The organism is Stenotrophomonas sp. PS02300 (genome assembly GCF_029959395.1).
In the GTDB taxonomy this organism is placed as follows: Bacteria; Pseudomonadota; Gammaproteobacteria; order Xanthomonadales; family Xanthomonadaceae; genus Stenotrophomonas; species Stenotrophomonas maltophilia_AD.
In genome coordinates, this window is the sequence record NZ_JASCOP010000087.1 from 1 (window position 1) to 18,311 (window position 18,311).

At 67.0% G+C, this 18,311-nt stretch carries 15 protein-coding genes; 7 read left to right on the plus strand and 8 right to left on the minus strand.

The genetic code is table 11. The annotated features are described in order from the left end of the window. Positions 1-717: 717 nt before the first annotated feature. The 3 genes from QMX79_RS14765 to QMX79_RS14775 all read right to left on the minus strand — a co-directional run bounded on the left by QMX79_RS14765 (position 718) and on the right by QMX79_RS14775 (position 4,924). A complete protein-coding gene (locus QMX79_RS14765) occupies positions 718-1,266 on the minus strand; it encodes a SymE family type I addiction module toxin (RefSeq protein WP_282247399.1) in 549 nt (182 codons plus the stop codon). 594 nt (positions 1,267-1,860) lie between these two features. Further along, entirely contained in the window at positions 1,861-3,246 is a 1,386-nt protein-coding gene (locus QMX79_RS14770; RefSeq protein ID WP_282247400.1) for a sigma-54 dependent transcriptional regulator, read from the minus strand. 64 nt (positions 3,247-3,310) lie between these two features. Further along, complete coding sequence (locus QMX79_RS14775) at positions 3,311-4,924, minus strand: ATP-binding protein (RefSeq protein ID WP_282247401.1); 1,614 nt, start codon at positions 4,922-4,924, stop codon at positions 3,311-3,313. Positions 4,925-5,167: 243 nt separating this feature from the next. On the opposite strand from QMX79_RS14775, the gene sucC reads away from it, so the two are divergent. The 4 genes from sucC to QMX79_RS14795 all read left to right on the plus strand — a co-directional run bounded on the left by sucC (position 5,168) and on the right by QMX79_RS14795 (position 9,423). Further along, complete coding sequence (gene sucC / locus QMX79_RS14780) at positions 5,168-6,337, plus strand: ADP-forming succinate--CoA ligase subunit beta (protein WP_068853794.1); 1,170 nt, start codon at positions 5,168-5,170, stop codon at positions 6,335-6,337. 21 nt (positions 6,338-6,358) lie between these two features. Continuing rightward, the gene (gene sucD, locus QMX79_RS14785; RefSeq protein WP_012511927.1) at positions 6,359-7,234 is read left to right on the plus strand and encodes a succinate--CoA ligase subunit alpha; all 876 of its coding nucleotides are present in this window, start codon (positions 6,359-6,361) and stop codon (positions 7,232-7,234) included. A 149-nt stretch (positions 7,235-7,383) separates the two neighbouring features. Beyond that, entirely contained in the window at positions 7,384-9,018 is a 1,635-nt protein-coding gene (locus QMX79_RS14790) for an NAD+ synthase (protein WP_282247402.1), read from the plus strand. 69 nt (positions 9,019-9,087) lie between these two features. After that, positions 9,088-9,423: a hypothetical protein gene (locus QMX79_RS14795; RefSeq protein WP_282247403.1), complete on the plus strand. Its 336-nt coding sequence runs from the start codon at positions 9,088-9,090 to the stop codon at positions 9,421-9,423. 51 nt (positions 9,424-9,474) lie between these two features. Here the strand turns inward: QMX79_RS14795 and QMX79_RS14800 are convergent, their stop codons facing one another. After that, positions 9,475-10,359 carry an outer membrane protein assembly factor BamD gene (locus tag QMX79_RS14800; protein WP_282247404.1) on the minus strand — a complete coding sequence of 295 codons (885 nt, stop codon included), beginning with the start codon at positions 10,357-10,359 and terminating at the stop codon, positions 9,475-9,477. Between the two features lie 116 nt (positions 10,360-10,475). On the opposite strand from QMX79_RS14800, the gene rluD reads away from it, so the two are divergent. From rluD to QMX79_RS14815, 3 genes are read left to right on the plus strand one after another with little or no spacing between them, the layout of a single operon-like run. After that, positions 10,476-11,471, plus strand: a complete 996-nt coding sequence (gene rluD, locus QMX79_RS14805; RefSeq protein ID WP_282247405.1) for a 23S rRNA pseudouridine(1911/1915/1917) synthase RluD — start codon at positions 10,476-10,478, stop codon at positions 11,469-11,471. Next, positions 11,471-12,280 (plus strand): peptidoglycan editing factor PgeF, encoded by an 810-nt coding sequence (gene pgeF / locus QMX79_RS14810; protein ID WP_282247406.1) that lies wholly within the window; start codon positions 11,471-11,473, stop codon positions 12,278-12,280. Before rluD ends, pgeF begins: the two co-directional genes overlap by 1 nt. Beyond that, the gene (locus QMX79_RS14815; protein WP_336618870.1) at positions 12,277-12,684 is read left to right on the plus strand and encodes a thiol-disulfide oxidoreductase DCC family protein; all 408 of its coding nucleotides are present in this window, start codon (positions 12,277-12,279) and stop codon (positions 12,682-12,684) included. The genes pgeF and QMX79_RS14815 overlap by 4 nt, the downstream gene beginning before the upstream one ends. Positions 12,685-12,721: 37 nt before the next feature. Here the strand turns inward: QMX79_RS14815 and QMX79_RS14820 are convergent, their stop codons facing one another. The 4 genes from QMX79_RS14820 to otsB all read right to left on the minus strand — a co-directional run bounded on the left by QMX79_RS14820 (position 12,722) and on the right by otsB (position 18,231). Then, the gene (locus QMX79_RS14820) at positions 12,722-13,990 is read right to left on the minus strand and encodes an OmpA family protein (protein WP_282247408.1); all 1,269 of its coding nucleotides are present in this window, start codon (positions 13,988-13,990) and stop codon (positions 12,722-12,724) included. 296 nt (positions 13,991-14,286) lie between these two features. Next, a complete protein-coding gene (gene otsA, locus QMX79_RS14825; protein ID WP_282247409.1) occupies positions 14,287-15,654 on the minus strand; it encodes an alpha,alpha-trehalose-phosphate synthase (UDP-forming) in 1,368 nt (455 codons plus the stop codon). Next, positions 15,651-17,432: a glycoside hydrolase family 15 protein gene (locus QMX79_RS14830; RefSeq protein ID WP_282247410.1), complete on the minus strand. Its 1,782-nt coding sequence runs from the start codon at positions 17,430-17,432 to the stop codon at positions 15,651-15,653. Before QMX79_RS14830 ends, otsA begins: the two co-directional genes overlap by 4 nt. 22 nt (positions 17,433-17,454) lie before the next feature. After that, the gene (gene otsB, locus QMX79_RS14835; protein ID WP_282247411.1) at positions 17,455-18,231 is read right to left on the minus strand and encodes a trehalose-phosphatase; all 777 of its coding nucleotides are present in this window, start codon (positions 18,229-18,231) and stop codon (positions 17,455-17,457) included. Between the last annotated feature and the right edge of the window lie 80 nt (positions 18,232-18,311).

The window sequence follows — 18,311 nt, forward strand, 5'->3', positions numbered from 1 at the left end:
CCCCCCCCCCCCCCCCCCCCCCCCCCCCCCCCCCCCCCCCCCCGCCCCGGGGCGGGGCTTATGAGTGGATTGGGCTATACACAGTACTGTGCAGCTGCCCTATGTCGAGGCGACCCAATGGAGTGTTCAATCAATAGCGAGATCATTACCAACTGGACGCCGTCTAATCCAACGGTTGCGGAGGTGCACGCAAGGGGATGTACTTGTCTGCAGCCGTACCATATTGATCAACCTGCTAACAACGAGCCCAAAGCTGGGCGGCTCGATGTAATTCAAATGATCACGGACTTCCTCAAGTGACGATGATGCGCCCGTTTGTTCGAATCTTTGGGACGCTGCTCGGGCTGTTATTCGGTGCTTATGGCGCTGCGGTTGCGTTCGGGCTCACGTCAGGTGCTGTTCCATGTCGAACGGAGTGCCAGTTGAATGAATCATTGAATGTATTGCTGGGCGAGACTGCAGCGAACTGGTTGATTGGTGGTCTATGGTTCGCCTCTGGAATCGGGTTCGCCCTATTCATCAATGTGTCTCGGCGCCGGGTTTCCAGAGATGGTGTCGCACGTAAGAGACGACGTGGCCGGAAGTCTTAGTCTTTGGGCGTGTGTGAACTGAGTGGATCTAGTGCTGAAGCAGTACATCAAGTAAGGGGCGTGTACTGCGCGACGCCACTTTGATCGCTTCAGCCACGCAGGGCGTGGCTCTACGGCTTTGATACTATCAGCGGATCAAGCGGTGCTTGAGTTGCAGGTCCAGCCACAAGCCTTGAGAGGTTCGACAGAACGGCCCAAGACGCTGGGCTAGATCGAGATCCACGTCCTGGTCGCCGGCGAGGAAGCATTCGGCGAAGTCCTGCGATACGCCGATGGCGTGGGCGAAGTCCAGGGTGGAGGCGCCCATCGGGGCCAGGATGAGTTCGCGCACCAGCCAGCCGGGGTGCTCGACGATGATTCGGCTGTCCGGGGTGGTGCGGCCCAGCTTGGCGACGTGTTTCTCGAAGGCCGTGGAGGTGCTTCGGCGCGCTTCTTCGGGGTACTCGATCAAGGTCACGATCAGCTGGCCCTGGGTTGCTTCGATGCTTACGCTTGCGCCGACCTTGAAGCCGGCGCTCTCCAGCCAACGGCCGTGTATTGACAGGCACGGGACCGTGCCGCCGTTGAAGGTGTCCATCCAGGCGTAGGTGTGTGCGCGCACGGTGTAGTGGCGCGGGTGGTCGGCCGTGGGTAGGTGTAGTTCGGGGAAGAGGGGGGTGTTGCGTGGCGAGCGCATGGGGGAGCCTCCGAGGGGAAATCTCCCTTGCCGGTAGGGCAAGGGAGCCGGGAGGTTCGAATCCGCGATCAGTCATACGGCGGGCGTATTTCCCCGGTTGAGGGGTCTTGTATTAGCCACCCTCCCGACATGGGACGTCCAAAATTTTGACTGATCTAGGAGATTCGAAGCTCCGTGGCACACCATGCGGGTTGGTGAGTTCCGTCGCCAATCGATTGTGTCTGTTGGTTTTGCCGGGTTTGATAGGCGATGCCAACAGGTTGTCGCTAGCGGCTCGGGTTGGAGCCGTAGTGCGACGGCGGTGCGGTTTTGTTGGGGTGTTGGCGACAGTGTGTCTTGGCGTTACGTGGGACACGCGTGGCGTGTCGCTACGCGGGTTTGTGCCTGTTGCGACACTGCGAGGTGGCGGCGTAGAGGTGATCGGTAGTGACACGCCATGCGTGTCCAGCGCGGTGCGGGCCGCAGGCAGGATGGGTAGCGACACGCCATGCGTGTCCAGCGGGATGCCGGGTGAATCGGACCCGTGGGCGGTTGGGTTGGTCGGCGCGTCGCAGCCACGCAGGGCGTGGCTCTACGAGTAAACAGGACCTGCCTTTAGTCCATTCCCAGCTTTTTCAGCTTGTAGCGCAACGCGCGGAACGTGATGCCCAGCTGCGCAGCAGTGCGCGTCTTGTTCCAGCGGTTCTCTTCCAGCGCCTTCTGGATCGCGGTGCGTTCCATCTGCTCGATGTAGGAAGGCAGCGCGCCGTTACCCGCCGGCAGATCCACCACCGCTTCTTCATGCGGCGCCACCAGGCCGCCACCATGACGCGGCGCACCCTGCTGCGGCAACCGCAGGTCGCTCGCCCCGATGGTGTCACCCTCGGCCAGCGCCAATGCACGCTCCAGGATGTTCTCCAGTTCGCGCACGTTGCCCGGGAAGTGATACGTGCCCATGGCTTCCAGCGCCGACGGCGCCAGCAGCGGCGTAGGCCGCCCATGCGTACGGGCCAACCGGGCCAGGATCGATGCCGCCAGCTGCGGCAGATCACTACGGCGCTCGCGCAGCGGCGGCACGCGCAGTTCAATCACGTTGATGCGGTAATACAGATCGTGGCGGAACCGCCCGTCTTCCACCAGATCGCCCAGATCCTTGTGCGTGGCAGAAAGAATGCGCACATCCACCGGCACTTCGGTGGCAGAACCCACCGGGCGGATCGATTTTTCCTGGATCGCACGCAGCAGCTTCACCTGCATCTGCAGCGGCAGTTCGGCCACTTCGTCCAGGAACAGCGTGCCGCCGTGCGCAGCCTGGAACAGGCCCGGCTTGTCGGCATGGGCGCCGCTGAAGCTGCCCTTCTTGTGCCCGAAGAATTCGCTTTCCATCAGTTCCGATGGAATGGCACCGCAGTTCACCGGCACGAACGGGCCGGCCGCGCGCGCGCTCTCGCCGTGGATGGTGCGGGCCACCAGCTCCTTGCCCACGCCCGATTCGCCCAGGATGTACACCGGCGCCTGGCTGCGGGCCACCTTGGTGATGGTGGCGCGCAGGCCATCCATCGCCTGGGAGTCGCCAAGCAACCGCGCGGTGGTATCGCTGGTCAGCGGCGGCGGGGCAGGGCGTTCGGTGTTGTTGAGTTCCAGCGCGTGCTTGACCAGCCCGCGCAGCACCGAGATGTCCACCGGCTTGCTGACGAAATCGAACGCGCCGGCCTTCAACGCTTCCACCGCCAGGTCCATGCTGCCGAACGCGGTGATCATCGCCACCGGGGTGCGCGGATAGTGCTGGGCGATTTCGGTGACCAGCTCGATGCCGTTGCCATCAGGCAGCCGCATGTCGGTGATGCACAGGTCGTACGGGTTGCTGGCCAGCAGCTCGCGCGCTTCGGCGAGGTTGGCCGCGGTGCTGATGCGCAGGCCCATGCGGCCCAGGGTCAGTACCAGCAGTTCGCGGATGTCGCGTTCGTCGTCGACGACGAGGGCGCTGCGGTTTTCGTTCATATGGGGGAAAGATAGCCGAGTGCGGTTGAAAACGACAAACTATTGACGCCTGCAGGGTAGCGCGTCATTGCGGCAGCATGGTGTGCGGGCCGGGCAGTACCAGCCGGAAGCAGGCGCCGCCGGCCGGCACCGACACATACTCCAGGTTGGCCTGGTTGGCCTTGCACAGTTCGCGGGCGATATACAGGCCCAGCCCGGTGCCATGTTCGGAAGTGGTGTAGAACGGGCGGAACAGCTGGCTGGCCACCGATTCGGGAATGCCCGGGCCACGGTCCATCACGTCGATCACCGCGTTGCGGTCCTGGCGGGCCACACGCAGGCGTACGCGGGCCGGGTCCTGCCCGGTGCGGCCGTACTTCAAGGCGTTGTGCACCAGCACGGTGAGGATCTGGTGCAGGTGGCGCGGGTCCACCAGGCCATGCACCGAGCTTTCGCTGATGATCGGCTCGATGCTGTCGGTTTCCAGCGTGAGGCTCTGCTTGTACTCCAGCACGAAGCGGCGCACGAAGGCGGCCAGGTCCAGGTTTTCCGGGTTGGCCCGCTCGCGCCGGGCCAGGCCGAGCACGCTTTCCACGATGCCGTTGGTGCGCTGGCACTGCTGGTGGATGATCTGCAGCAGGCGGCGGTCGGTATCGCCAATGACGGTGGATTCTTCCAGCAGCTGGGCGGCGTAGTTGATGGCCGCCAGCGGGTTGCGGATCTCATGGGCCAGGCTGGCCGAGAATCGGCCCATGGCCGAGAGGGTGAGCGATTCGGCGCGGCGCGAGACCACGGTGGAATCGTCCAGGAACACCAGGGTGAGGTCGCTGCCGGCCAGCAGGCGGGCGAAGCGGGGCTGCACTTCGGGCTGGTCGGGCGAGAGCTGCAGGGGCGTTTCTTCGTTGGTCCAGCCGTTGCGCCAGCGCAGCAGGCGGCGGCTGAGGTCGGGCGCGGCGCTGCCCAGTTCCAGCAGGCCGCTGCCGCTGTTGCCTTCGTTGTCGCCGATCAGCGTGGAGGCCGCTTCGTTGGCCAGGGTGATGCGGTTGGCCCCGTCCACCACCAGCACGCCGGTGCGCATGCGGCGGATGATCAGTTCGTTGATCTCGAACAGGTTGGCCACCTCCGCGCCGCGCTGATTGGCCAGCTGCTGGTTGCGGCGGGCGCGGTTGCCCACCTGGTAGCTCACGAACGCCAGGGCCAGGAAGCTGGTGATGAACATGGCCAGCTCGGCCAGGGTGCGGTTGGGCTCGCCGGTTTCCAGCAGGTTCCAGGTGTATTCGCCGGCGGTGGCTGCGGCGGCGGCCAGGGCCAGGCCCAGGCCCAGCGAGAGCGGCAGCAGGGTGGCGGCGGCGGCGATGTTGAACAGCAGGGCCATGGACAGGCCGGCGCTGGCGCCGGGCAGGGCGTGGGCCAGCAGCACGGTGGCGATAATGTCGATGAGCACGCTGCCCACCACGATGGGGCGCAGCCAGCGCTCGCTGCGGCCGGCCATCAGGATCAGCAGCGAGAGCGCCAGGTAGCTGCCGCTGACCACGGCGGCCAGCTGCGGGTGGGTGGATTCGCCCACCATCGCGCTCAATGGGCTGAACAGCAGGGCGGCGATGACCGCTGCGATCAGGACCCGGTAGAGGGCGAAAAAGTACAGCTCCCGCTTCGGCATGGACTCGATGCGGTCGATCAATGAAGCACTGGGTGACACGCCGGAACTCCCCTTCTGGCTGGGCCCAGTATAGGCATAGCTTTGGGCCCCGAACCGCGCATTTTGACCATTCCCGACCCACCCCCGGGGGGGCGGCCCCGGCGCAACTGCCTGAATGAAGGTGGAAATCTCCCCTTCTTCACGCCGGGGGCCCGGTTTCTTTGCGCCGCGCCGCCGGGTCGTCCACAATAGTGGGCCCGCCGCGGTCCGTGCGTGCGGTCGTTCCTATTCCCACGGTGACGCATGAATTTCCACGAATACCAGTCAAAACAGCTGCTTGCCGAGTACGGCATTCCCGTCCCGGCCGGCAAGGTCGCGGCAACCCCCGATGAAGCCGTCGCAGCTGCCAACTCCCTGGGCCAGGGCCCCTGGATGGTGAAGGCGCAGATCCATGCGGGCGGTCGCGGCAAGGCTGGCGGCGTCAAGTTCTGCAAGACCACCGATGACGTCAAGGCCGCTGCGGCCAAGATGCTCGGCACCAAGATGGCCACCTACCAGACCGCAGGCGTTGAACTGCCGGTCAACCTGGTGCTGGTGACCACCGCCGGTGAGATCGTCAAGGAGCTGTACCTGTCGGTGCTGGTTGACCGTGGCACCAAGACCATCACCTACATCGCTTCTTCGGAAGGCGGCGTGGAGATCGAGCAGGTTGCTGCTGAAACCCCGGAGCTGATCCACTCGCTCAACGTTGATTTCGTTGAAGGCGTGCAGGGTTACCACGGCCGCGATTTCGGCTTCAAGCTCGGCCTGACCGCCAAGCAGGCCGGCCAGTTCGCCAGCATCATGGTGAACCTGTACAAGCTGTTCAACGAAAAGGACCTGGCGCTGGTTGAAATCAACCCGCTGGCCATCCTGGACGACGGCAACCTGTACGCGCTGGACGGCAAGTTCGACAGCGACGACAACGCCGCGTTCCGTCAGAAGGCCCTGGTCGCCATGCGCGACAAGACCCAGGAAGACGAAACCGAAGTGACCGCTTCGGAGCTGGACATCAACTACGTCACCATGGACGGCAACATCGGCTGCATGGTGAACGGCGCCGGCCTGGCCATGGCCACCATGGACGTCATCAAGCTCAACGGCGGCGAGCCGGCGAACTTCCTGGACGTGGGCGGCGGTGCGAACAAGCAGCGCGTCATCGAAGCGTTCAAGCTGATCCTGTCTTCGGACAAGGTCGAAGGCATCTTCGTCAACATCTTCGGCGGCATCGTCCGCTGCGACATGATTGCCGAAGGCATCATCGCCGCTGTGAAGGAAGTGGGCGTCAAGGTTCCGGTCGTGGTGCGCCTGGAAGGCACCAACGTGGAAGAAGGCAAGCAGCTGCTGCGTGACAGCGGCATGGCCATCATCCCGGCCGACAACATCAACGACGGTGCCAAGAAGGTCGTTGAAGCTGTCAAGAACGCCGCCTGATCCGACACCGAAGGAAATCCAATGTCCGTTTTGATTAACAAGAACACCAAGGTGATCGTGCAGGGCTTCACCGGCCAGCAGGGTACCTTCCACGCCACTCAGATGATCGAGTACGGCACCCAGGTTGTTGGCGGCGTGACCCCGGGCAAGGGCGGCACGACCCACATCGACCTGCCGGTCTTCAACACCGTTGCCGACGCCGTGCAGAGCACCGGCGCCAACGCCTCGGTCATCTACGTGCCGCCGCCGTACGCGGCTGATGCGATCCTGGAAGCTGCGGCTGCCGGCATCAAGGTCATCGTGTGCATCACCGAAGGCATTCCGGTGCTGGACATGCTGCGCGTGAAGAACGTGCTGACCCGTTCGCACCCGGACACCGTGCTGATCGGGCCGAACTGCCCCGGCGTGATCACCCCGGGCGAGTGCAAGATCGGCATCATGCCGGGCCACATCCACAAGCCGGGCAAGATCGGCATCGTGTCCCGTTCGGGCACCCTGACCTATGAAGCGGTCAAGCAGACCACGGAAGTGGGCCTGGGCCAGTCGACCTGCATCGGTATCGGTGGCGACCCGATCAACGGCCTGAACTTCGTTGACTGCCTCAAGCTGTTCAACGAAGACCCGCAGACCGAAGGCATCATCATGGTCGGCGAAATCGGCGGCGACGCCGAGGAAGCAGGCGCTGAGTACATCAAGCAGTTCGTGAAGAAGCCGGTTGTGGGCTTCATCGCGGGCGCTTCGGCTCCGGCCGGCAAGCGCATGGGCCACGCCGGTGCGATCGCATCGGGCGGCAAGGGCACTGCCGAAGGCAAGTTCGCCGCCATGGAAGCTGCCGGTGTGGTCACCGTCCGCTCGCCGGGCGACCTGGGCGCCGCCATCGCCAAGCTGGTGAAGTAACCGCGCCGGCCGCAACGCGGCCGACAACGCGTAGCGCCGACTGTTGGTCGGCAAAGGAAAAGCCGTCCCACCGGGGCGGCTTTTCTGCTTTTGTGGTGCGGCAAACCACCGGCGCTACAATGGGGTATCGCAACCACAGGCTTCACCCCATGACGTCGATCCGCATCGCGATGGCCCAGTTCGATTTTCCGGTGGGCGCGGTCGCGCAGAACACCGACAACATCATCGCGATGATCGCCGAGGCGCGCGATGAGTTCGGCGCCGAATTGGTGGTGTTCCCCGAACTGGCCATCAGCGGCTACCCGCCCGAAGACCTGCTGCTGCGCCCGCGCTTCCTGTACGACTGCCAGCAGGCACTTGCCCGCATCGCCGAAAGTACCCAGGGCATCACCGCCGTGGTCGGCTGGCCCGAGGCCACCGGTGCGGTGGTCTACAACGCGGCCAGCGTGCTGCGCGATGGCCAGGTGCTGCACACCTACCGCAAGCGCGAACTGCCCAACTACGCGGTGTTCGATGAGCGCCGCTACTTCGATGTGGACCCGGATGGCGGCAGCTGCGTGTTCGAGCTGAAGGGCGTGCCGGTGGGCGTGCTGGTCTGCGAAGACCTGTGGTTCCCCGAGCCGCTGGCCGACACCGTGCGCCAGGGTGCGGAACTGGTGGTGGTACCCAATGCCTCGCCCTACGAGCGCGGCAAGCACGCCCAGCGCGATGCGCTGCTGGCCGAGCGCACCCGCGAAACCGGCGCGGCGCTGCTGTACCTCAACATGGTGGGCGGGCAGGATGCGCTCACCTTCGATGGCGCCTCGGTGGTGGCCGATGGCGATGGCACCGTGCACCCGGCCGCAGCGGCCTTCACCGACCAGTGGCTGGTGGTGGATTACGACGCCGAAAGCCGCCGCTTCCTGCCGCGCGAGTGGATGGACGATGGCGACGAGAGCATGGATGCGCTGGCCTGGCGAGCGGTAACCCGTGGCATCCGCGATTACTGCGGCAAGAACGGCTTCAAGAAGGTGTGGCTGGGTTTGTCCGGCGGCATCGATTCGGCGCTGGTGCTGGCGATGGCGGTGGATGCGCTGGGCGCGGACAACGTCACCGCCGTGCGGCTGCCGTCGCGCTACACCGCCGATATGTCCAACGACCTGGCCGCCGAGCAGTGCCGCGCGCTGGGGGTGAAGCTGGAAGCGGTCTCGATCGAGCCGGTGTTCGAAGGCCTGATGACCGCGCTGGGGCCGATGTTCGAAGGGCAGGCTGCAGATGTGACCGAGGAGAACCTGCAGTCGCGCGCGCGCGGCGTGATCCTGATGGCGCTGTCCAACAAGTTCGGCGGGCTGTTGCTCACCACCGGCAACAAGAGCGAATACGCGGTGGGCTACGCCACCATCTACGGCGACATGTGCGGTGGCTACGCGCCGCTGAAGGACCTGTACAAGACCGAGGTGTTCGGCCTGTCCAAGTGGCGCAACACGGTGGGCGGGGCGCCGGTGATTCCGCCGGCGGTGATCGCCCGGCCGCCGTCGGCCGAGCTGCGCGCCAACCAGACCGACCAGGATTCGCTGCCGGCCTACGACGTGCTGGACGGCATCCTGTACCGCTATGTGGACCAGGAGCAGTCACGCGAGGAGATCGTGGGGGCAGGGTACGCCGCCGAGGTGGTGGACCGCGTGCTGCGCCTGGTGCGCACCAGCGAGTGGAAGCGCCACCAGGCCGCCCCCGGCCCGAAGGTTTCGCGCCGCGCGTTCGGCCGCGAGCGCCGCTACCCGATCAGCAACGGCTATAAGGGCTGAGCGAAACGCGGAAGCGCGCCTATGGGGGATGGGTAGAGTCGCGGGATCTTTCCCTCGGAGCTTATGCGCATGCGCATTGATCACAATCCCATCCACGTTCCCGCGCCGTCGGCCCAGCGCAGCGAATCGGCATTTGCTTTCCGGCCCACGCCGGCCCTGATCAGCAATCGGCCAGCGCTGCAGGCACCTGCCGTGATCCCGCCGGCAGATTACGCCGTGGGGCGTTTTCAGGTATTGGCTGTGGCGGGCCTCATCGTTCGCCAGGCCGAACCCAAGCCGGACTACAACGGTGCGATGCGGGCGCCGGATGTGCGTCGGGTCGCGATGGCGGCGTGGTCTACCGAGCTGGGTGCGAATGGCAGGATTACGCCGGTCCCCACGCGAACGGAGGACGGCCCGCGATAAGAAAAAAGGGCCCCGCAAGGGACCCTTTTTCTTTTCTGCACCGCGCTGGTATCAGCGGCGGTTCATCGTGGCGTTGCGCTGGCCGGTGCTGGCGGACTTCTCGCCGGCGAACGGGTTCAGCTTGCGGATCATCCACGGGTACTTCGGCCAGTTGCCCTGCAGCCACGGGTGCTCGGGCTGGTTCAGTTCCAGCACGCGGCGGGCATCGTCGGCCAGGGTCTTGTTGCCCAGGTGGGTGTAAGCCTCGCCCAGGGCAGCCACGGCGTCGTACTGGAAGTTGCTCTGCGGGTAGGTGTCCAGCAGGTAGTTGGCACGGCCGGCAGCCGATACCCAGGCTTCGCGGCGCAGGTAGTACAGGGCGTTGTCCAGCTCGTGCTGGGCGAACACGTCGCGCAGTTCCAGCATGCGCTGGCGCGCATCGGCAGCGTAACGGCTGTTGGGGTAACGCTCGACCACGATGTTGAAGTCGGCGTAGGCCTGGCGCGGGGTGGACAGGTCGCGGCGGCTCGGGTCCAGCGACCACACGCGGCGCAGGAACACCGTGTTGCGGTTGCTGTTGGCCAGGCCACGCAGGTAGTACATGTAGGCGATGTTGCGGTGGGTCGGGTAGGTACGGATGAAGCGGTCGATGCTCGACACCGCGTCATCGTGCTTGCCGGCCTTGTACTGGGCGTAGGCGGTTTCGATCATCGCCTGCTCGGTGTACGGGCCGTACGGGTACTGGGCGATCAGGCGGCGGAAGGTGGCTTCGGCGCCACTCCAGTTGCCCTTCTGCATCAGGCCGTGGCTCTTGTCGTAGATCGTTTCGACAGGCTGGCCTTCTTCCGGGTTGTCACCCTTGGCGCCACGGTGGCAGCCGGTGGAAACGAGGGCCAGGACCAGCATCAGGGCCGCGGTGCGGACGGGCGCGGACAGCAGGGAAGAGCGTCGGATCATGGGGTCAGGGCGGGACGCGGCTGGAATACGAAGGGTCGATGATAGCCTAGTGGCCTGTCCTGCGACTGAAACTGGTTGCCGGGACCCCCAATTTGTCTTCCTGCGGTGTGCTCCCCATGTCCGATAACGCTTCTGAAACCGAATCCACCCGTCAGGCCGTCGTGCCTGATACCGCCGCCGGGCGGCGCTTTGACGCCGTGCTGGCCGACCTGTTCCCCGAATTCTCGCGCTCCAAGCTGAGCGAGTGGATCAAGTCCGGGGACGTGCTGCTGGACGGCGAGCCCGTGCGCGGGCGCGACCCGGTCCGCGGCGGCGAGGTGGCCAGCCTGCATGTCGTGCTCGACACCCAGACCCACGCCGAGCCCGAGGACATCCCGCTGGACATCCTGTACGAGGATGAACACGTTTATGTGATCAACAAGCCGGTCGGCCTGGTGGTCCACCCGGGCGCGGGCAACCCCAGCGGCACCCTGGTCAACGCGCTGCTGTTCCGCGACCCGGGCCTGTCGGTGCTGCCGCGTGCGGGCATCGTGCACCGCCTGGACAAGGACACCAGCGGGGTGATGGTGGTGGCCCGCACGATCCAGGCGCAGACCGCACTGGTGGAGCAGCTGGCCGCGCGCAACGTGCACCGCCAGTACCTGGCGGTGGTGGTGGGCGCACTGGTCTCCGGCGGTACCGCCGATGCCCCGATCGACCGCCACCCGCGCGACCGCATCCGCATGGCGGTGCGCGAGGACGGCAAGGACGCGGTGACCCATTACCGCCTGCGTGAGCGCTTCCGCGCGCACACGGCGCTGGAATGCCGCCTGGAAACCGGGCGTACCCACCAGATCCGCGTGCACATGGCCCACCTCAAGCACGCCATCGTGGGCGATTCGCTGTACGGCGGCGCGCTGAAGCTGCCCAAGGGCGCCACCGACGACCTGGTCGCGCAGCTGCGCGGCTTCAAGCGCCAGGCGCTGCATGCTGAAACGCTGGAATTCGCCCACCCGATCACCGGTGAGCCGATCCGCAACAGCGCGCCGCTGCCGGCCGACATGGTGGCGCTGCTGGACGCGCTGCGTGAAGACACCAAGCGCTTCACCGAGCTGGAGCGCGGTCGCCGCTGATGGCCACGCCCCCGGCTTCCGTTCCGTCGCACGACGCGCCGCTGCCGGTGCTGGCCGCCGACTGGGCGGCCGCGCCCGGGGTGCATGCGCTGACCACCCTGCGCCACGGCGCAGGGGGTTCGAAGGCGCCGTTCGACCAGTTCAACATGGGCAACCGCACCGCCGCCGACGGCGACGACCCGGACCAGGTGGCGCGCAACCGCGCGCTGCTGCAGGCCGGGCTGGGGCTGCCCTCGGCACCGCACTGGCTGCGCCAGGTGCATGGCACCGGGGTGCTGCGGTTTGATGCGCCGCCCATAGCCAGTGGCATTGAGGCCGAACCCACCGCCGATGCGGCGGTGACCTCGGTGCCCGGGGTGGTGTTGGCGATCCTGACCGCCGACTGCCTGCCGGTGGTGCTGGCTGGGCGCGATGGCAGCGAGATTGGCGCTGCCCATGCCGGCTGGCGCGGGTTGGCCGACGGCATGCTGGAAGCCACGGTGGCGGCCATGCATGCGCCGCCGGGTGAGCTGCAGGCATGGCTGGGGCCGGCGGCCGGGCCGGCCGAGTATGAGATCGGCGCGGACGTGTTTGCCGCGTTCGTGGGCCTGGATGTCGGGGCAGCGGAGGCGTTCGTGGCCACCCGTCCGGGGCATTGGAAGGTGGATCTGTACGCGCTGGCGCGGCGGCGGCTGGTGGCGGCCGGGCTGGACCCGGGCGCGATCAGTGGCGGGCAGCTGAGCACGATTGCCGAGCCGGCGCGGTTCTATTCGCATCGGCGGGATCGACGGACGGGGCGGATGGCTACCTTGGCGTGGATTTCGCCGTGAGCCCCGATGCCGGGGCCGTGATCGTGTTTGATGGTGTTTGCGCGCTTTGCAGCCGCTGGGTGCGGTTCCTGTTGCGGTTTGATCGCACTGGGCGCTACCGGTTCGCGGCGATGCAGGGGGCGCAGGGGCGTGCGTTGTTGCAGCAGCACGGGCTGGACCCGGACGACCCGTTGTCGTTCCTGCTGGTGGAGCAGGGCCGCGCGTGGAGCGATACCGATGCCATCGTGCGGGTCCTGGCCGGGTTGGGCGGCGTGTGGAAGCTGGCGCACGTGCTGCGGGTGGTGCCGCGCGGTTGGCGCGATCGTGCGTATCGCGCGCTGGCACGCAACCGGTACCGGTGGTTTGGCCGGCATGAGCAGTGTTTCCTGCCCACGCCGGCACAGGCGGCGCGTTTTCTCGATTGATGCCGCGCGGACACGCATGGCGTGTCCCTACGACCGGTCACCGAAGGACGCTGTATTCGATCCGCCTATTGCGATCCCGGCCACTGTCCAACCGGTTGTCGGCCACCGGATGCTCTTCCCCATACCCACGCGGCTCCAGCACACTGGCCGGCACCCCCAACGCCTGCAGTTCCGCCACCACCACATCCGCGCGCTGCTGGCTCAGCTGCAGGTTGGTCTCGGCAGCGCCCAGGCTGTCGGTATGCCCGCCCACTTCCAGGCGCACGCCGGGCCCGGCGGCCAGGATGGCCTGCGCACTGGCGCGCAGCATGTCGCGGCCGTCGGCGCGCAGCACCGGCGATTTGTGCTCGAACCCGACCTTGCCCTGGTTCAACGCGGCCACCAGTTCGTGCGGTGCGGGGTCGGCCGGCAGCTGCGCCAGCGCGATCCGCCCCGCGTCCCACAGGCCGCTCACCTGCAGGTGGCCAAACGCCCGGCGCAGGGTATCGGACACCGCGATCCGGTCGCCCTCCGGCAGCCGGGTCATGTCCACGTGCAGCGCATCGCCGGTGAACGACAGCGACAGCCCGGGGTGGCGCAGCACCGGGGCCAGGCTGACCAGCCGGTCCAGCCAGCGCGGGGCCTGTGCCTGCGGGTCGCGCAGGATGTCGCCGGTGACCCCGCCCTGGCCGTATTGGGCCACCAGCGCGCTCCATACCCGGCGGCGGTCGGCCTCGCCCGGCAGCCGGCCGCGTACGTCGATCACGCCACCGCTGTTCACCAGCGAGAGCCGCGGCGGGTGCTGCTGCTCGGCGTAAGCCGGCGCGGCACCGGTGCTCACCCGGGTCTTCTGGTGGATCCAGCCGGTCAGGCACAGCAGCACGCCGGCCACCATCACCCACAGCAGCCCGCGCATGGCGGTGCCGCGTACGAGGCGCAGGGTGGGGCTGCGCGGCGCCGCCTGCGCCACGGGATGCGGCGCCTGCGCGCTGCGGGCTTCCTGCTCCAGCACCTCCAGCAGGCCCGGCAGCAGGTCGGAGGCCACCACCGCGAACATGCCGGTGGGGAAGGCGGCGCGCCGTGCCAGCACGGCCAGCTCTTCCCGCCCGATCACGCATTCCAGCTGGCTGGCCAGCAGCCGCGAGGGCCGTTCATCACCGGGGAAGCGGCTGCCCAGGCCCACTGCATCGAAACGACGGCGCAGGCCCTGGATGCCGCCCGGCAGGCCGCGGATGTAATCGACCAGCACGTCCACCAGGTTGCGCGCGCGGTGGCCAAGGCCCATGTGCAGGGCGGTGTCTTCGATGAAGCGATCCAGCAGTGACATCAATCCGATTCCCGGTTCCAGCCCCTGCGGCATGCACGGGCGTTGCGGGAGTCAATGTCGGAACGGCCTGTCAACGAAAAATGAAAGTTGCGCGGGCCGCAGGTTGCGAATCGGCTGCGGATTCCGACGATTTAGGAGGCCTATCGAAATGGCACGCTGCGGTTACCGGCCTGACAGCGCAGGCCGTGCAGAAAACGACACACTCCTAAAACGAGCGCATCACGCCGGATGATGCGCAGGGGGTGTGCGATTTCATGCCGGAAGCGACAGTTTTATGCCCCGACAACATGTCGCAATCAGCCGTTTTCGAGCGCGTCCAGATAGCTTTGGCGCCAGTGGTTGATGTCATGGGTGCGCAGGTGATCCATCATTGCCTGCCAGCGTTCCACGCGTTTGCGCAGCGGCATGGTGGCGGCGGTGGCGATGGCATCGGCCACGCCATCCAGGTCATGCGGGTTCACCAGCAGCGCCTGCTTCATCTCATCGGCCGCGCCGGCCAGTAGCGACAGCACCAGCACGCCGGGGTTTTCCGGGTCCTGCGAGGCCACGTACTCCTTGGCCACCAGGTTCATGCCATCGCGCAGTGGCGTGACCAGGCCCACGGCGGCGGCGCGGTAGAACCCGGTGAGGGTGGCGTGGGCGAAGTTCTGGTTCACGTAGCGCAGCGGGGTCCAGTCCGGTTCGGCAAAGCCGCCGTTGATGTGGCCGGCGATCTGCTCGAGCTGGCTGCGCAGTTGCCGGTACTCGGTGACATCGCCGCGCGACACCGGGGCGATCTGCAGGTAGGTGAGGCTGCCGCGCTGGTCGGGGTGGCGCTGCAGGTAGCGCTCGAAGCCCTGGAAGCGTTCGGGCAGGCCCTTGGAGTAATCCAGCCGGTCCACGCCAATGGCCAGCTGGCGGTCGCGCAGGCTGTTGCGCAGGTCGCGCACGGCCGGCTTGTTGGCGCCGGCCTTGGCCTGGCGTTCGATGTGCGCGGTATCGATGCCGATCGGGAACGCCGCGGCGCGGAAGCGGCGCCCGCCGGGCGCTTCCAGCATGCCGTCGGGCAGGACCTTGCCGCCGGCGAACAAGCGCACGTAGGACTGGAAGCGGTCGGCGTCGCGCTGGGTCTGGAAGCCCACCAGGTCGTAGGCATACAGGCTGGAGAACAGCCGCAGGTGGTCGGGCATGGCCTGCAGCAGGTCGGCCGAGGGCATCGGCACGTGCAGGAAGAAACCGATGCGGCAGCCGATGCCACGCTCGCGCAGCAGCGAGGCCAGCGGAATCAGGTGGTAATCGTGGATCCACACGATGTCGTCTTCGCGCAGCAGCGGCGCCAGCTTTTCGGCGAACAGCGCGTTGACCCGGCGGTAGGTTTCGCGGGTGGCGCGGTCGTAGTCCACCAGGTCCAGCCGGAAGTGCAGCAGCGGCCACAGGGTGCGGTTGGCGAAGCCGTTGTAGTACCCGTCGACGTCGCGCTTGTTCAGGTCCATGGTGACGTAGCGGATGTCACCCTCGGTCTGCTCGTGCAGCTCCCCGCTGTCATCGCGTACGGATTTGCCGCTCCAGCCGAACCACAGCCCGCCGCGTTCCTTCAACGCGGCGAGCAGGCCCACGGCCAGCCCACCCGGTGCGGCCACGCCGGGCGCAGCCACGCGGTTGGAGACCACCACGAGGCGGCTCATGAGGCTTCCTGCCAGCTGCGCGACAGCCGCATGGCAGCGGTGACCAGGCCCACGTGCGAATAGGTCTGCGGGAAGTTGCCCCACGCTTCGCCGTTGTCGAAGGCGAGGTCTTCGGACAGCAGGCCCAGGTGGTTGCGGCGCTCGAGCAGCATTTCGAACATCTCGCGGGCTTCGTCCAGGCGGCCGATGGCGGCCAGCGCGTCGATGTACCAGAACGTGCAGATGGTGAAGCTGGTTTCGGGCTCGCCGAAATCATCCGGGGCCACGTAGCGGTACAGCGCGTTGCCGTGCTTGAGATCGCGGCCGATGGCTTCGACGGTGGCGACGAAGCGTGCATCGTCGGCGGCGATGAAGCCGATGTCGGCCAACAGCAGCAGCGAGGCATCCAGGCGGTGGCCGCCGTAGGTGTCGGTGAAGTGGCCGAGGTCTTCGCTCCAGGACTCGCGCAGGATGCGGGCATGGATGGTGTTGGCGCGGTCGCGCCAGTATTCGGCGCGGTGGTCCAGCTTCAGGCGCACGGCGATCTTGCACAGGCGGTCGCAGGCCGCCCAGCACATGGCGCTGGTGTAGGTGTGCACTTCGGTGCGGCCGCGGAATTCCCACAGGCCGGCATCGGGCACGTCGTGCAGGGCGAAGGCCTGTTCGCCCAGTGGTTCCAGCCGCGCGAAGGTGTGCGCGTCGCCGGGGTCCTGCAGGCGGCGGTCGAAGAACAGCTGGGTGGAGGCCAGCACCACGCTGCCGTACACATCGTGCTGGCGCTGCACCCAGGCCAGGTTGCCGCGCCGCACCGGGCCCATGCCACGGTAGCCGTCGAGCGAGGCCACTTCGCTTTCTTCCAGCTTGGCCTCGAAGCCGATGCCGTACAGCGGCTGCAGGCTGCCATCGCCGGTGGCCAGGTTGAAGATGTAGCCCAGGAACTGTTCCATGGTGCGGGTGGCGCCCAGGCGGTTGAGCGCGCGCACCACGAAGGCGGCATCGCGCAGCCAGCAGTAGCGGTAATCCCAGTTGCGGATGCTGCCCGGGGCCTCGGGAATGGAGGTGGTCATCGCGGCGATGATGGCGCCGCTGTCTTCGTACTGGCACAGCTTGAGGGTGATGGCACTGCGGATCACCGCGTCCTGCCATTCCAGCGGAATGGACAGGTAACGCACCCATTCGCGCCAGTAGTCGCGCGTGCGCTGGAACGATTCCTGCACGTAGCCGCTGAGGGAGCGGTTGAGCGATTCATCCACGCCCAGCACCAGGTGCACGGGGTGGCTGAGCACGAACGGCAGTTCATCGCGCACGAAGCGCAGCGGCACGTCGGTGGTCAGGCGCAGCACGTGGTCGGGCAGGATCCAGCGGATGTGGTTGCTGCCCCAGGTGGCCTCGGGCACGCGCGCGCCCCAGTCGGCCAGCGGGCGGGCGCGCACGATGATGCGTGGGTTGCCGCCCAGCGGGCGTACCTGGCGGATCAGGCTGACCGGCCGGTAGAAACGGTCGTTCTGGCGCCAGCGCGGCGCGAAATCGATGATTTCCAGCGAGCCGCCGTGCTTGTCGTGCAGCACGGTGCGCAGGATGGCGGTGTTGGTCAGGTAGCTCTGTTCGCTGCTGACCATGTCTTCCAGTTCGATGGCGAAGTCGCCACCGACCTGCTGGTTGGGCTGCAGCAGCGCGCAGAAGGTGGGGTCGCCGTCGAAGGTGGGCAGGCAGCTCCAAACAACGCGGGCGTGGCGGTCGATCAACGCACCGAAGCTGCCGTTGCCGACAACGCCAAGGTCCAGGGTGGAATCAGTCATGGGGTGGGGGTCTCTGGGTACATCAGTAAGCGTTTTCCTGCAGCCAGCCGTGTACGTCGCGCACACGGGGCAGGGCGAAGACCGCGGCGCTGGGCTCGCGCTCGCCCACCAGCACGCTCCAGCCATGCAGGGTGTTGGCGGCATCGAAGCCGTATTCGTCGGTCAGGTCGTCGCCCAGGAACACGGGAATGCGGCCGCGGAAGGGCAGCTGCTGCATGAGCTGGCGGATCGCGCGGCCCTTGTCGCTGCCTTCGGGAATGAACTCCACCACGTGGTCGCCGGGCTGCAGCCGGTAGCCGGGGTTGCCGCCGATGTGGCGTTCGGCGAACGCGCGAACCTCGTTCGCCGCATGCGGTGCGCCGCGCCAGTGCAATGCGAGGCTGCGGCCTTTGTCTTCAACCAGCACACCGGGGTGGCCGTGCGCGAACCGCATGGCCTGTTGGTGCACGGCGTGCAGCCATTCGCTGGTGTCGCTGTCAGTGGCGCTGCCGGTGTGGCCGTCGACGGCGTGGGTGTCACCGCCCAGGCCACGTACCTGGTGGCCGTGCAGGCCGGCGGCGGGCAGGTGCAGGGGCGCGAACAGGCGGTCCAGCTGGGCCAGCGGTCGCCCGCTGATCAGCGCAACCGCACCTTCCAGGCGGTCGCTGATGCGGCCAATGGCCTCGCGCACCTCGGGCAGCAGGGTGACTGCCTCGGGGTCTTCGGCAAATTCAATGAGGGTGCCGTCCACGTCCAGGAACAGCGCGCACGCATCGTCCAGCAGTGGCGGCGGCGGACGGAGGGGGTAGTCGTTGGCCATGCCGCCAACATGCCACCGGAAGCGGGGTGGGGGCGGAGGAGCTAACCCCGCCGGGTTTCGCCCCGCCCGGCCCGGGGGGC

What these genes read in the sequence shown, in the direction of transcription:
- QMX79_RS14765 (WP_282247399.1), bottom strand. Translation starts at nt 1,266, where the DNA reads ATGCGCTCGCCACGCAACACCCCCCTCTTCCCCGAACTACACCTACCC.
- QMX79_RS14770 (WP_282247400.1), bottom strand. Translation starts at nt 3,246, where the DNA reads ATGAACGAAAACCGCAGCGCCCTCGTCGTCGACGACGAACGCGACATC.
- sucC (WP_068853794.1), top strand. Translation starts at nt 5,168, where the DNA reads ATGAATTTCCACGAATACCAGTCAAAACAGCTGCTTGCCGAGTACGGC.
- sucD (WP_012511927.1), top strand. Translation starts at nt 6,359, where the DNA reads ATGTCCGTTTTGATTAACAAGAACACCAAGGTGATCGTGCAGGGCTTC.
- QMX79_RS14790 (WP_282247402.1), top strand. Translation starts at nt 7,384, where the DNA reads ATGACGTCGATCCGCATCGCGATGGCCCAGTTCGATTTTCCGGTGGGC.
- QMX79_RS14795 (WP_282247403.1), top strand. Translation starts at nt 9,088, where the DNA reads ATGCGCATTGATCACAATCCCATCCACGTTCCCGCGCCGTCGGCCCAG.
- QMX79_RS14800 (WP_282247404.1), bottom strand. Translation starts at nt 10,359, where the DNA reads ATGATCCGACGCTCTTCCCTGCTGTCCGCGCCCGTCCGCACCGCGGCC.
- rluD (WP_282247405.1), top strand. Translation starts at nt 10,476, where the DNA reads ATGTCCGATAACGCTTCTGAAACCGAATCCACCCGTCAGGCCGTCGTG.
- pgeF (WP_282247406.1), top strand. Translation starts at nt 11,471, where the DNA reads ATGGCCACGCCCCCGGCTTCCGTTCCGTCGCACGACGCGCCGCTGCCG.
- QMX79_RS14820 (WP_282247408.1), bottom strand. Translation starts at nt 13,990, where the DNA reads ATGTCACTGCTGGATCGCTTCATCGAAGACACCGCCCTGCACATGGGC.
- otsA (WP_282247409.1), bottom strand. Translation starts at nt 15,654, where the DNA reads ATGAGCCGCCTCGTGGTGGTCTCCAACCGCGTGGCTGCGCCCGGCGTG.
- QMX79_RS14830 (WP_282247410.1), bottom strand. Translation starts at nt 17,432, where the DNA reads ATGACTGATTCCACCCTGGACCTTGGCGTTGTCGGCAACGGCAGCTTC.
- otsB (WP_282247411.1), bottom strand. Translation starts at nt 18,231, where the DNA reads ATGGCCAACGACTACCCCCTCCGTCCGCCGCCGCCACTGCTGGACGAT.